This is a genomic window from Arenicella xantha (assembly GCF_003315245.1).
GTDB lineage: Bacteria > Pseudomonadota > Gammaproteobacteria > Arenicellales > Arenicellaceae > Arenicella > Arenicella xantha.
This window is the reverse complement of the sequence record NZ_QNRT01000002.1, coordinates 890,340-902,779: the sequence shown is the minus strand read 5'-3', so window position 1 is coordinate 902,779 and position 12,440 is coordinate 890,340. Positions and strand designations below refer to the sequence as shown.

Sequence of the window (12,440 nt, the reverse complement as noted above, 5' to 3'; positions counted from 1 at the left end):
TTCAACGCAACCCTACAAAAGCGTTGACCTTGGCAAAATAAACCCTACACCACAGAACATAAGACGTTGAATACTATCGTGATTATTGGCGCTGGCCCGACCGGCGTTAAGGCGGCGAATCAGCTGCTTAAGAAAAGTGATGAACTCATCGTTAAGATATTTAATGGTGAACCCGCTGCGCCCTACAACCGAGCGCAGCTCTCTTACTATCTGGCCGGAGACGTTGGACTAGCCGAACTGGATAATCATTTGCCAGCCCAGAGTGATCGCTTGTTCGAGTTTGATTGCTGTCGAATTGAACATGTCGATACGGATGCTAAAATAGTGCTTGACCAATACGGTCACGAGCACGGCTACGATAAGCTGATTATTGCTACAGGGTCGTTAGTGACACCGCCATCAATCGCCGGAAACGACAAATCTGGGGTCTACTGTTTTCGGTCGTTAAGCGATGCGCAGGCGCTCTTAAAGCGTCGCGAGGACAGTCAAAACGTGTTTGTTATCGGCTCAGGTCCATTGGGCATTGAGACGGCGTTAGCCATGAAGACACTAAAGAATAGAGTGTTCTTGCAAGTTAGGAACAGTCTGTTTGCTCGGGATCTGGATGCTAATGCAAAGGGGGTCTTGGCCGATTATATCCGCTCGAACGGCGTTGAAATTATAGATGACGCGGCAGTGCAACGCATTCATGGTAACGGTCGGGTTAACGGCGTGTTGCTTACTGATGGGCGTGAACTTGCTATTGATACGGTGATTATGTGTACCGGTGTCTCACCGTTCAAACAACTTGCTAGCGACGCGGGCATCGATGTGGCTCGGGGTATTTTAGTTGATGATTTTATGCGTACTAATTGTGATGGTGTTTATGCGGTTGGCGAGTGCGCCGAACATAACGGCGTAACACATGGACTTATTAGCCCCGGCTATGAGCAAGCAGAGGTTTGCGTCAATCACATTGTCGCAGCTCCGACCACTTATTCCGGTCGTAAAGGTGAGTTGCAATTCAAGTTCAGAGATTTTTCAAGCCATTTGCTTGGCGATACAAACGAGCAAAATCGTCAAGTTTTAGTCTACAAGAACACCTTGAAAAACGTTTATCGTAAACTGGTATTGGATGGGCGATGTCTTGTTGGTGCAGTCATTATTGGAGAATGGGATGAAGCGGGACGTGTCGCGAGCTGTATAGCCAAACGCAAAAAGCTATCGCGTAGCGCAACTCGATTATTCTTAGAACGTGGCAAGCTTTGGAACGACGAACAACTTTCGATTCTCGAACAGCCCGAAGAGTACATTGTGTGCTTGTGCAAAAATGTTACTCGCGGTGAAGTGTCTGAGTGCATGAAAAAAGGATTTAGGACGTTACCGGCGCTCGGTCAAGAACTTGAGGCGGGGATAACTTGTGGCTCGTGTCAGCCGCTGTTGAGTGCCATGCTAAAAGAGCCACGGCCCAATTTGATAATGCGTCACTATCGAGCGATTTTCTGGGCATCGGTGTTCTCGGTGTTGGTGATTGCGATTACCTTCTTTGCACCGAAGTTACCATTTGAACGGTCAGTTCAATTTGCGTTTCAGTTTGAGAAGATCTGGTACGGCAGCATCTATAAACAAACCACTGGCTATATTTTACTGGCACTGATTGCCCTAAGTGGTGCTTTATCATTGCGCAAGCGTTGGAAAATACTAACCTTGGGAAATCTAGATAATTGGCGTTTTGCACACACCATACTGGGCCTTGTCGCACTTGTTGCATTGATCGTACACACTGGGTTTAGGTTGGGAGAAAACCTGAGCTTTGTCTTGATGGTGGTGTTTCTACTAGCCACTTTAACCGGCTCGCTGGTCGGCGTTTTTATGTCCAGGAATCATCATTGGACAGACCTTAAATTAACCCAATACCGAGCTTGGTGGTCGCGTGTGCATTATGGATTGCTGTGGTTATTACCCGCGCTACTGAGTTTTCATATTGTGTCGTCATATTATTTTTCCTGAACAACGTCGAGACTAACAACAGCTAACATGCGAATTTTTAAGAGTGTCGGATTTATACACTATGGTGTCCTCGTCACCGTCTTGTTAGGTGGCATTCTTGCCTATAACTTACTGCTTGGAGATCGTCAGTTGTTTGTTCCGGGTGAAACGACACACGGTCATCATCAGATTGAAATGGCGTGTTCAACGTGCCACGTGAAGGCATTTACCGGCAGCGAGCCAATGCAGAATGCTTGTGTTGCTTGCCATGGTGACGCGCTGGATAAGGCTAGAGACACACATCCTAAAAAGAAGTTCACCGATCCACGCAATGCTGATCTGCTGGCAAATCTAGATGCCACGCAATGTGTGACTTGTCATATCGAACATTCGCCCGAAGTCACCGGAGATTTCGGTTTAACGTTGCCGGAAGATTTTTGTTTCTATTGTCATCGAGACATCGCCGAGGAGCGACCTAGTCACAGTGAGTTTGCATTTGATAGCTGCAGCAATTCAGGATGTCATAACTATCACGATAACAAGGCTTTGTATGAACAGTATTTAGCCAAACATGTCGGCCAACCTAGCTTACTGAACGATGCAAAAGTCAGAATACCCAATGCGATTTCATTGTGGCTAAAATCAAATAGTGATTCACAACCACTTGCGCAACATCAAAATGATGGCCACACGATTAAGGGTTTGCTAGGTACCGCAATTCAAGCTCCTGATTCAAGCGCTAAGGTGGTGCAGCAGTGGGCTACGAGCGCTCATGCCACGGCACAGGTGAACTGTTCAGATTGCCATGCGGAGACAGATACCAGCCGCACCAAAAATGAGGCTCCGTTAGTTACTCATACTGAATTGGCTCATACTGGCAATTTAAATGGGTTAGCAACGTGCAAAAGCTGCCATGAAAAACAAACACTAGGGTTCAAATCGGGTCTGCATGGAATGCGTCAAGCGATTGATCTGCCGGCCATGCAGGTGGCGCAAGCGCGGTTACCGATGCAGAAAAATGCGTCACATCGAGAGCTAAACTGTAGCAGTTGCCATGACCCACATAAGCCTGATTTGGTTGAGGCTGCTGTTACATCGTGCCTTACTTGCCACAATGACGAGCACAGTAATAATTTCGATAAATCTAAGCATTACCAAGCGTGGCTTGCCGAGCAATCGGGGCAGGGCGCTGCGGGGTCAGGTGTCAGTTGTGCGACGTGTCATATGCCTCGCATCAAAAAGGGTAAGCGAGTGCACGTAGAACACAATCAAAGCCTAACCTTAGAACCCAATAGCAAGATGATTAGACCTGTTTGTCAACAGTGTCATGGTCTTGAATTTTCAATTGCCGCGTTGGCAGATCGCAACTTGATTAACAGTAACTTTACGCGTGATTTTGAGCCAAGGCATCAAAGCTTCGATCTTGTGAAAGCGCGACAAGCGGCTAAACGGGCGGGCAAGAAAAAGCCTTCCGCTGACTAATTTTGAGTATACGCAACCGCTAGATTTTTTAGACCACACCAGGAGATGACCTACATTATGACTACATTCACTACCAAACTAGCCGCCGTCACCACGCTTGCAGCGATTTCTTATAGCCTCAATGTGCACGCCGAGATTTCACCACAACGCATGGCCGATGCAATTTTTGCTGTGATTGAATCTGATCGAGCGATCTACACCAAGCACGTGGTAAATCGCTTGCAAAACGAAGAGGAAGTTATTACCGCTGATGAGCACTGGGAGGATGAACAAGCGCTGCCATTGCCCGCTCAAATGTTACGCATGGGAGCTGAAGAAGTCGCTGAAAAAGACCTGGGTGTTACTTATGCATTGATGAGTACTTGGCCAATCAATAAGCAGAATGAAGCGGTAACCGAAGTCGAGAAAGCGGGTATGGAGTACATTATGGCTAATCCTACAAAGCGTTTTTACTCGGAAGAAACCTTGGGCGGCGTCAATTATTTTACCGCGGTGTATCAGGATATTGCTGTGTCTGAAGCTTGTGTACAGTGTCATAACGACCATCAAGACAGCCCGCGTGATGACTTCAAGGTCGGCGATGTTATGGGTGGCGTAGTGCTGCGCATCAAGCTTGATTAGTCGCTGCTTGATTGCACGGATTCCGCAGTGCCTAGTTTTGTGTAAAAATAACCAGCATCTGGGGCTTTCATGACGGAGCCCCCATGTCACACATGATAGCCTTGCGAAAATACTAACAGACTCTGAATGCCACACTATGATAAATGCTTATGCCGCACGCGAACCTAAAGGCGAGTTAACTCCATTTGAGTATGACCCAGGTGATTTGAACGCTCATGATGTTGAGATAGACGTAGAGTATTGTGGCATCTGCCACAGTGATCTTAGTGTGCTCGATAGTGAGTGGGGCAGAACTAACTACCCAATGGTGCCGGGTCATGAAGTGGTTGGCAAGATTGCCGCTATTGGTGATCAGGTTAACGGCTTGGCGATTGGCGATCGCGTAGGGCTAGGCTGGCATGCAGGCTCTTGCGACCATTGTGACATGTGTGACACCGGCGATCATAATTTATGTTCGCAAAGTCAGCCGACTATTATGGGGCGTCATGGCGGTTTTGCTGACAGAGTTCGAGCGGCGGGTAATAGTGTGATTAAACTCCCTGAGGGGATGGATGCGCAGTCGGCTGGGCCATTATTTTGTGGAGGCATCACCGTATTCAACCCTTTGGTTCAATTTGATGTAAAGCCTACTGATCGCGTAGCGGTTATTGGTATCGGCGGGCTCGGACACATGGCATTGCAGTTCCTAAATGCCTGGGGCTGTGATGTCACGGCGTTTACGTCTAGCGAAGACAAACGCGATGAGTTGCTGTCAATGGGCGCGCATCATGTGCTTAACTCGCGGGACGCAGAGCAACTCAAGCAGGCATCGGGTTCGTTTGACATGATTATTTCCACCGTGAACGTAAAACTCGATTGGAATAGTTATTTAGGTACATTAGCACCTCGCGGTCGCTTGCACTTTGTTGGTGCTGCGCTGGATCCGCTAGACATCGGTGTATTTAATATGATGGGTAAGCAATTAAGTGTGTCAGCATCGACAATTGGCAGCCCAGCTACAATTAAGCAAATGCTTGAATTCGCAAACCTACACAATATTAAGCCGATTATCGAGACTTATAAGTTCGATGATGTAAATGCTGCAGTCGAACGACTACGTAGTGGCAAGGCTCGTTATCGTGTGGTGCTCGAGCGATAGCAGCGAATACCAGCAGCGTATTTGTCGGGTGATTAAGATATGAACTATTGGTTGTTTAAATCCGAGCCCGACGAATACAGCATTGATGACCTGAAAAATGAAGCGCGAGGTTGGGAAATATGGGACGGCATCCGAAATTACCAAGCTCGCAATATCCTGCGCGACCAGGTTGCTAGCGGTGATCAAGTGTTCTTCTACCACAGCAGTTGTAAGCAGGTCGGTATTGCCGGCATTATGACCGTGGTTAGAGCGGGGTATCCTGATCCCGCTCAGTTCGATGAAACCAGTCGATATTACGATGTTAAAGCCAGCCTTGATTCGCCGCGTTGGTTTAGTGTCGACGTTGCGTTCAAAGAAAAGTTCGACGATCTGATTTTGCTCAAGGACATTAAGCGAAACCCAGCGCTTGTGAACATGGCGCTAGTCAATCAAAGTCGCCTTTCTATTCAGCCCGTCACGCCAATAGAATGGCAGGCGGTTTTGGCAATGCGAGCTTGATTTAGTTTATTGAACAATGCTCGGCTAATGACTTACTTCGAAGCATAACTCTGCACAGCTAATTAGGGTTTCCTGAGTGAGGTGAAGCCGAATGGCCGTTAGGCGTGATATATTTTGCGTTCCTATCAATCAAATTATACGGCTGGTCATGAGATCGATTTTACTCACTTTAAGTCTCCTAACCCTAGTTAATATCGATTCTGTTTTGGCGGAAGAGGCAGATACGTCACGTTTATTCACGTCTGAGCGCGTGTTTGACCTTGAGTATGCTGACGACCCTCAGATATCACCGGATGGGCGCTTCATTGTCTATGCGCGCAAATCAATGAGTAAGCTCAAGGATCGAGTTGTCAGTGATCTATGGATCATTGATACCAAGAACGGCACGCAGCGACCATTAATCAGCGGTCAAGGCTCAAGTTCCTCGGCGCGCTGGTCACCTAACGGAGATCGTTTATTGTATGTGACGAGCACCGACGGCAAACCTGATTTGCGGGTACGCTTCATGGATACCGGTGAGAGTTTCTCTGTAGCGCAATTAGAGCATTCGCCAAGCCGACCGGTGTGGTCGCCCGATGCAAAATCAATCGCATTTACGATGTTTGTACCATCGCAAGGTCTAGCATTAGCCACAGCGCCGAAAGCACCGGAGCAGGCTGAATGGGCCGAGCCGGTTAAGGTGATCGATGACCTGACCTTTCGGTTTGACGGGGCAGGTTATCTAAAAAAGGGGCACAGTGAAGTGTTTACGGTCAGTGCTCAAGGAGGAACGCCACGTCGTATCACCACTAGTGATAATGGCTTATCAGGTGTTCAATGGCTGGGGAATGACCAAGTGGTGGTGGCGGGCAACGAAGTAGAAGATGCTGAGTTGGATCCGATTGAGAGCGAAATTTATCAAATCGATTTAGGTACTTTGGCACTCACGGCATTAACCCAACGGGACGGTCCAGACCGGAGTCCCGCGGTGTCGCCGAATGGTCGGAGCATCGCTTATTTGGGGTATGACGACAAACTCAAAGCGTATCAACAAACTGACCTGTATGTGATGCCGGCGGATGGTTCAGAACCTAAGAATTTAACGCAAGACTTTGATCGTTCGATTAGTTCGATCGCGTGGCGGCCAGATGGTAAGGGCATACTCGCGCAAGTCGGTGTGGATGGCGAAATTCATCTAATCTCGATTGACCTTGCGGGCAATCGGTCGACTCTAGCCACTGACGTCGGCGGCACATCGTTTGGCCGGCCGTATGGTTCAGGTAGCTTTTCGGTTGCGTCGAATGGTGGGTCGCAACCCAAAATTGCGTATACCAAAGCCAGTACTGAGCGCCCGGCTGAAGTTGCGATGACCACTGGGGCGAAACAAAGTAAGACCATGACCGACCTCAATAGCGATGTCTTGGACTATCTTGATATGGCAAAAATTGAGGAGATCTCCGTTAAGTCACGACATGATCAGCGCGATATCGAAGCTTGGGTCGCTCTGCCGCCAGGGTTCAAAGCTGACGGCACTTACCCGATGATTCTGGAGATTCATGGTGGGCCATTTGCGATGTACGGGCCATTTTTTGGCGCTGAAATCCAACGTTATGCGGCACAAGGCTACGTCACTGTTTACGTTAATCCGCGTGGTTCAACCGGCTACGGTGAAGAGTTTGCTCAACTGATTGATTTAGCCTACCCAGGTAATGACCATGACGATTTAATGAGCGTGGTTGATGAATTGATCAGCAAGCAATACGTTAGCGATAAACGGCTGTTTATCACTGGTGGTTCCGGTGGTGGTGTCTTGACCGCTTGGGCCGTTGGTAAAACTCAACGCTTTGCGGCGGCCGCCACCGTTAAGCCGGTAATCAATTGGACATCGATGGCTTTGTCGGCTGATATTGCACGCTTTGTTAGCCGGCATTGGTTACGCGCCCAGCCTTGGGAAGATCCCGAATTATATTGGCGCTTGTCACCACTGTCATTGGTCGGCAACGTTAAGACGCCGACTTTGGTGATGGTGGGCGAAGCTGATTGGCGAACCCCAGCATGGGAAGCCGAACAGTTTTACACGGCGTTGAAAGTTCAAAAAGTCGACACCGCATTGGTCCGCGTGCCCGGTGCATCACATTTGATTGCGGCTCGCCCTAGTCAATTAATTGCGAAGGTCGATAACATAATGGCATGGTTTGCCAAATACGATCTCAAGCCTGAAGACGCTGGCTCAAGCGAGCAAGTAACAACAAGTAAGTAACAAGAAGTAAGCAATAAAGAGTAAATCGTTCGGGGTAAGACCGGCGATCGTAGCAGTAGGCGAACCACGATAATTTTAAGTTATGTCGTTCGTTTGCTGCTACAAATTAATACCGAAGACTCTCTTAATTTTGGCTTGATGTCGTGCTAGGTTCGCACTACGATTGTGCCATGCACCGGCCTACCAAGTTAACTATTACGCATTATTGGCTGCTAATCTGTTTGATTGGTAATTTGTTGCTGCCTAGCTTGGTTGCGGCAAATGAGTCGCTGAGCGAAACACCGACTCGAGTACTGCTCTGCACCTCACAAGGCTACCAATGGGTTGAGTTGGAATCGGCTCAGGTGCCGTCTAGCGAGGACAGCAGTCAGCATTGTATTTATTGCGTTCTGTCTAATGATGACACGCCTTATGTAGTGCTTGATTTAGTCAGTGATGACTTTAACTATTTTAGGGTAGATCGTCCGTCACTAGCGACGAATGATGCCAAGACATTTTTATTGCCCAGTGAGGCGAGTGCTCGTTCCCCACCTTTTCGTCTTTAACAACCCAACTTTACCTGCAGGGCACGTCGCCGCTGCTTCTTTTATTGTGTCTGGCGTTTTAGCTAGAGCACAACTAATGAGCAATGTTTGCTCAGGATTGTTAGATGAAAAACTCTTTACGAATTGCCAGCGTTTGCTCGGCGTTTATTGCTGCTTCAGCTTCTGTATCGGTATGGGCCGATAACAATGTTAATCATGGTGCGAATCTAGCATCGGGTCACGCGCCTATCGGCGTTATGGGTGATCATCGCCACTCCCAAGGCGAAATTATGTTCTCGTATCGTGCGATGCGTATGGATATGGAAGGCAATCGAGTGGGCGATGAGCGTGTGTCGACCAGTGATATTGTTGGTAGCATGATGGCCCCAGGCCAATTTATGGTGGCGCCGACGCGGATGCCAATGACCATGCATATGGTCGGCATGATGTACGGCGTTAGTGATCGAGTTACGCTGAGTGCCATGGGTAGTTTTGTTGAAAGTGACATGGACCACGTGATGCGAAATGGGAATACATTTCGCACTGAGTCTTCTGGTGTTGGTGACGTAAAACTAGGGGCATTGATTGGTATATTAGATCGTGGCGCGCATAAACTGCATCTGAACGTTGGCGTCAGTCTGCCGACCGGCTCGACCACTGAACGAGATGATACGCCAGCTCAGCTCGATGCCTTGTTACCGTACCCAATGCAACTTGGTTCTGGCACATATGACTTATTGCCTGGCATCACCTATGTTGCTCGTATCGGTCAGCGCACTAGCATGGGCGCGCAAGTCACTGCCACTATCCGCCTCGATGAAAACGATGAAGGCTATACGCTGGGTGATCGCCTTGGTTTGACGTCTTGGGTTGCGCGCGATTTGAGTGACCAGCTAAGTGTCTCGGCTCGATTAAATCTGCTGGATTGGGACAACATTAGTGGCAGCAACGACCAACTAAACCCGATGATGGTGCAAACCGCCAACACAGATTTGCAGGCAGGTACTCGCCTAGATCTGTCGTTAGGTTTGAACTATGCGTTTAGCAATGGTCACCGCTTGGCGTTTGAATATGCTAGGCCAATTGATCAAGACCTAGACGGCCCACAATTGGAAACGGATGCAACCTACACCATAGGTTGGCAAAAAGCGTTCTAAAACTAGGTGCATGGGTGGCTAACCCAATTGCTTGATAAGTCGGTCTCTTACGAGGCCGACTTATGCATGACAGGGAATTGTCATGCTACACATTTTTTCGGCATAAATTAGACGCGCGACTCGGTTGAACTTTGTTCCACTAATAAGTGTCCACGAGACTTGCTAATGGACCCTCCGCATCAAACACTATGTGTCAGTCATGTCACAAAAAATTCATATTTTGGTAACGTGATTGATACCAAATTGTCATGATGAGTCACGACACTAAGGCGCTTGAATTTAACTATTTTGTCTTGGGTCACCTTAATGAAGTCATCAGTCACCATGCATGCTACGCGCACGCGATTGGCGCAATCAATTCTTCTTGCAACAACTCTTATGAGTGGTTTGTCAGTGTCAGTTAGCTATGCCGAAGAGGGCGCACTGGAAGAAATTATTGTTGTGAGTAAACAAAAAATATTTGCAAACCAGTCAACCACTGAGAGTATGCAACATCAGCAAAATCCAATTACCTCGGTTTTAGCTACGATTAATACCTTACCTGGCGTCAATATTACTGAAGGCGATGCGTTTGGTTTTGACGATTGGTCGACCACAATCAACCTGCGTGGTTTTCAAAATAGCTTGTCAGATCAGCAGGTGGGTATAACCATTGATGGTTTCCCGAATGGTGAATCCAATTACGGTGGAGGCTCTAAGGCGAATCGTTTTGTCGACTCGTCTAATTTGCAAGGTGTTGACGTATCACAAGGCACCGCTGATATTGGTTCACGGTCTCTCGAAGCCCTTGGCGGTACGTTGAATTTCCTGACCCGTGATCCGCGTCACACTGCTGGCGCCAACGCACAGGTCTCTTTCGGTGATCACGACGCCTTACGTTATGCGGTAAGTTACGATACTGGAACCGTGCTCGAAGAATCGACAAGGTTGTTTGTTTCGGCATCGCATCAGGAGGCCACAGACTGGGTTAATAATGCCGCCGAGAATGATCGCGATCATTTAGCCGCAAAGCTGATTTCGGAATTGGGCCAAACGACTATCACTGCCTATTTGGCTTACGACGAAGTTCAAGAGGATAACTATCAACGGATTACCTTAAGTGAGTTTCAAGCCGATCCAAATTCTGATCGGCTATTGGGCGACTGGACCGGCATTCCTTATGTTGATCAGGTGCATCGTCGGGGTTGGTCAACCTTGCGCGAAAATACCTTTGGGTATCTTAAGCTAGATCACGAACTGGATAGTGGCCTTAGCTTAAGTGCTGGCGTGTATATGCATGATAACGAGGGGCGGGGTGATTGGGTTCCGCCGCAGATCGTTGATGTGGCTAATGACAATGGTGGGCCTGAATCCGAAGTGTTGGGCGGCAATACAGTTTATGGTGAGCCGATTACCGGCGCGTTCTATTTCGTCGATGCGGCTGGCAATGCGTTAACTGCTCGCGATGGCTGTGCTTCGTCTATTACGTTTCCATACGGCGGCGCTGGACCTGAATATGATCCGGCTTGTTATCAAGATGGCGCGATCGCGGTACAGTCTTATCGGCATACTCATTATCAGAAAGATCGGCTCGGTTTGACTGCGGATCTAGCGTATCAAATGGAACTTGGCGGGCATGACAACGAAGTTCGCCTAGGGGTGTGGTACGAAGATCAAACCCGCAATGAATCTCGAGACTGGCACCGAATTATTGATACAAGCGTTGGGCCAGACTTTGATCCACAGCCATACTACGTTCAATATGATCGTGAGTACCCCCGTGAAGTGCTCAATTATTATCTCGAAGACAGTCTTTCGATTGGTTCGCTAACCGCCACCGTCGGCATTCGCCAATTCTTTGTTGATGTTGAACGCGTTGACAACTTCGATGCGGGTAATCGCACAAGCTTGAACTCGGATTCTGATGTTCTGTTCTCCGGCGGAGTGCGTTGGGATACCCCGGTAGACGGACTAGAGCTGTTTGCCAGCTATTCTGAAAACTACAAAGCATTGGGTGATCTAGTGCTGGAGCAGGACGCAGTCGATACCTCGGACATTGATCCTGAAACCTCGGAAAATGTCGAACTGGGTTTACGCTTCGTCGGTGACCAAGCGTCAGCGACGGTAACGTATTTCAACAGCACATTTGAAAATCGCTTAGAGTTTTTTGGTGCGCAAACGGCCGGCAATATTCCTAATTACGCAATTGGCACCGATGGCCGCTATGACAACGTTGGTGGTATTGAGACCGATGGCTTTGAAGTGTCTGGAACCTATTCGATCAGCGACTCTTTATCACTCTACTCGGCGTTTACTCGCATCAATGCGACGTATGTCGGTACTGGCTTAGGGGCGGCAGCAGATGCCGCGCTTGGTATTTTTCCAGCAAACACGGTAGTGAACACGCCTGAAAATTCATTGGTGGTGTCAGCTGACTGGAATAATGATATTTACCGCACTGGGTTAAGCATTAAATACGTAGACGACCGCTTTATAGATCGTGCTAACAGCTCGGTAGCCGAGTCTTACACGACTAGCGATTTTTACTTTGGCGTGACCGGAGCTGTGTTTAGTGAGTCGCTCGACGCAATGGACTTCAGCGTGGTGGTAAACAACTTGTTCGACGAATCCTATCTTGGCGGAATTTCCGGTTTCGGTGCTTGGATTGGTGCCCCGCGAACTGCTGTGTTGTCGATCTCGGCAGATTTCTAACGCTGCCAAACACTTTGCCCTTGGGAATCGACGGCACGGAGGCTGTCGGTTCTTTTTTTTGCCCTGGTCTCATTGCAGGCTAAACTAGCCAATAAAACGATGTGGCCAAATGCCGACAGAAG

9 protein-coding genes are annotated in these 12,440 nt (G+C 48.4%); all 9 read left to right on the top strand.

Going from position 1 to position 12,440, the window contains the following annotated elements:
* The first annotated feature begins 66 nt into the window (after nucleotides 1-66).
* The 9 genes from DFR28_RS09695 (at nucleotide 67) to DFR28_RS09655 (ending at nucleotide 12,318) form a co-directional block, all read left to right on the top strand.
* Nucleotides 67-1,989, top strand: coding sequence for an FAD-dependent oxidoreductase (locus tag DFR28_RS09695; RefSeq protein ID WP_113954124.1), 1,923 nt, complete (start codon nucleotides 67-69; stop codon nucleotides 1,987-1,989).
* Between the two features lie 27 nt (nucleotides 1,990-2,016).
* On the top strand, nucleotides 2,017-3,450 hold the full coding sequence (locus DFR28_RS09690) for an ammonia-forming cytochrome c nitrite reductase subunit c552 (RefSeq protein ID WP_113954123.1): 1,434 nt from the start codon (nucleotides 2,017-2,019) through the stop codon (nucleotides 3,448-3,450).
* Nucleotides 3,451-3,507: 57 nt separating this feature from the next.
* Nucleotides 3,508-4,071: a Tll0287-like domain-containing protein gene (locus DFR28_RS09685; RefSeq protein ID WP_113954560.1), complete on the top strand. Its 564-nt coding sequence runs from the start codon at nucleotides 3,508-3,510 to the stop codon at nucleotides 4,069-4,071.
* A 136-nt stretch (nucleotides 4,072-4,207) separates the two neighbouring features.
* On the top strand, nucleotides 4,208-5,209 hold the full coding sequence (ahr, locus tag DFR28_RS09680; protein WP_113954122.1) for an NADPH-dependent aldehyde reductase Ahr: 1,002 nt from the start codon (nucleotides 4,208-4,210) through the stop codon (nucleotides 5,207-5,209).
* 39 nt (nucleotides 5,210-5,248) lie between these two features.
* Entirely contained in the window at nucleotides 5,249-5,707 is a 459-nt protein-coding gene (locus tag DFR28_RS09675) for an EVE domain-containing protein (protein WP_113954121.1), read from the top strand.
* A 148-nt stretch (nucleotides 5,708-5,855) separates the two neighbouring features.
* Nucleotides 5,856-7,946, top strand: coding sequence for an alpha/beta hydrolase family protein (locus DFR28_RS09670; protein ID WP_113954120.1), 2,091 nt, complete (start codon nucleotides 5,856-5,858; stop codon nucleotides 7,944-7,946).
* Nucleotides 7,947-8,116: 170 nt separating this feature from the next.
* The gene (locus tag DFR28_RS09665; RefSeq protein ID WP_147250985.1) at nucleotides 8,117-8,491 is read left to right on the top strand and encodes a hypothetical protein; all 375 of its coding nucleotides are present in this window, start codon (nucleotides 8,117-8,119) and stop codon (nucleotides 8,489-8,491) included.
* Between the two features lie 104 nt (nucleotides 8,492-8,595).
* Nucleotides 8,596-9,627, top strand: a complete 1,032-nt coding sequence (locus DFR28_RS09660) for a transporter family protein (RefSeq protein ID WP_113954118.1) — start codon at nucleotides 8,596-8,598, stop codon at nucleotides 9,625-9,627.
* 306 nt (nucleotides 9,628-9,933) lie between these two features.
* Complete coding sequence (locus DFR28_RS09655; protein ID WP_211316948.1) at nucleotides 9,934-12,318, top strand: TonB-dependent receptor domain-containing protein; 2,385 nt, start codon at nucleotides 9,934-9,936, stop codon at nucleotides 12,316-12,318.
* Nucleotides 12,319-12,440 lie beyond the last annotated feature (122 nt).

Bases quoted from the DNA above. Each gene is read 5' to 3' on its own strand.
- DFR28_RS09690 (WP_113954123.1), top strand. From the start codon at position 2,017: ATGCGAATTTTTAAGAGTGTCGGATTTATACACTATGGTGTCCTCGTC.
- DFR28_RS09685 (WP_113954560.1), top strand. From the start codon at position 3,508: ATGACTACATTCACTACCAAACTAGCCGCCGTCACCACGCTTGCAGCG.
- ahr (WP_113954122.1), top strand. From the start codon at position 4,208: ATGATAAATGCTTATGCCGCACGCGAACCTAAAGGCGAGTTAACTCCA.
- DFR28_RS09675 (WP_113954121.1), top strand. From the start codon at position 5,249: ATGAACTATTGGTTGTTTAAATCCGAGCCCGACGAATACAGCATTGAT.
- DFR28_RS09670 (WP_113954120.1), top strand. From the start codon at position 5,856: ATGAGATCGATTTTACTCACTTTAAGTCTCCTAACCCTAGTTAATATC.
- DFR28_RS09665 (WP_147250985.1), top strand. From the start codon at position 8,117: ATGCACCGGCCTACCAAGTTAACTATTACGCATTATTGGCTGCTAATC.
- DFR28_RS09660 (WP_113954118.1), top strand. From the start codon at position 8,596: ATGAAAAACTCTTTACGAATTGCCAGCGTTTGCTCGGCGTTTATTGCT.
- DFR28_RS09655 (WP_211316948.1), top strand. From the start codon at position 9,934: ATGAAGTCATCAGTCACCATGCATGCTACGCGCACGCGATTGGCGCAA.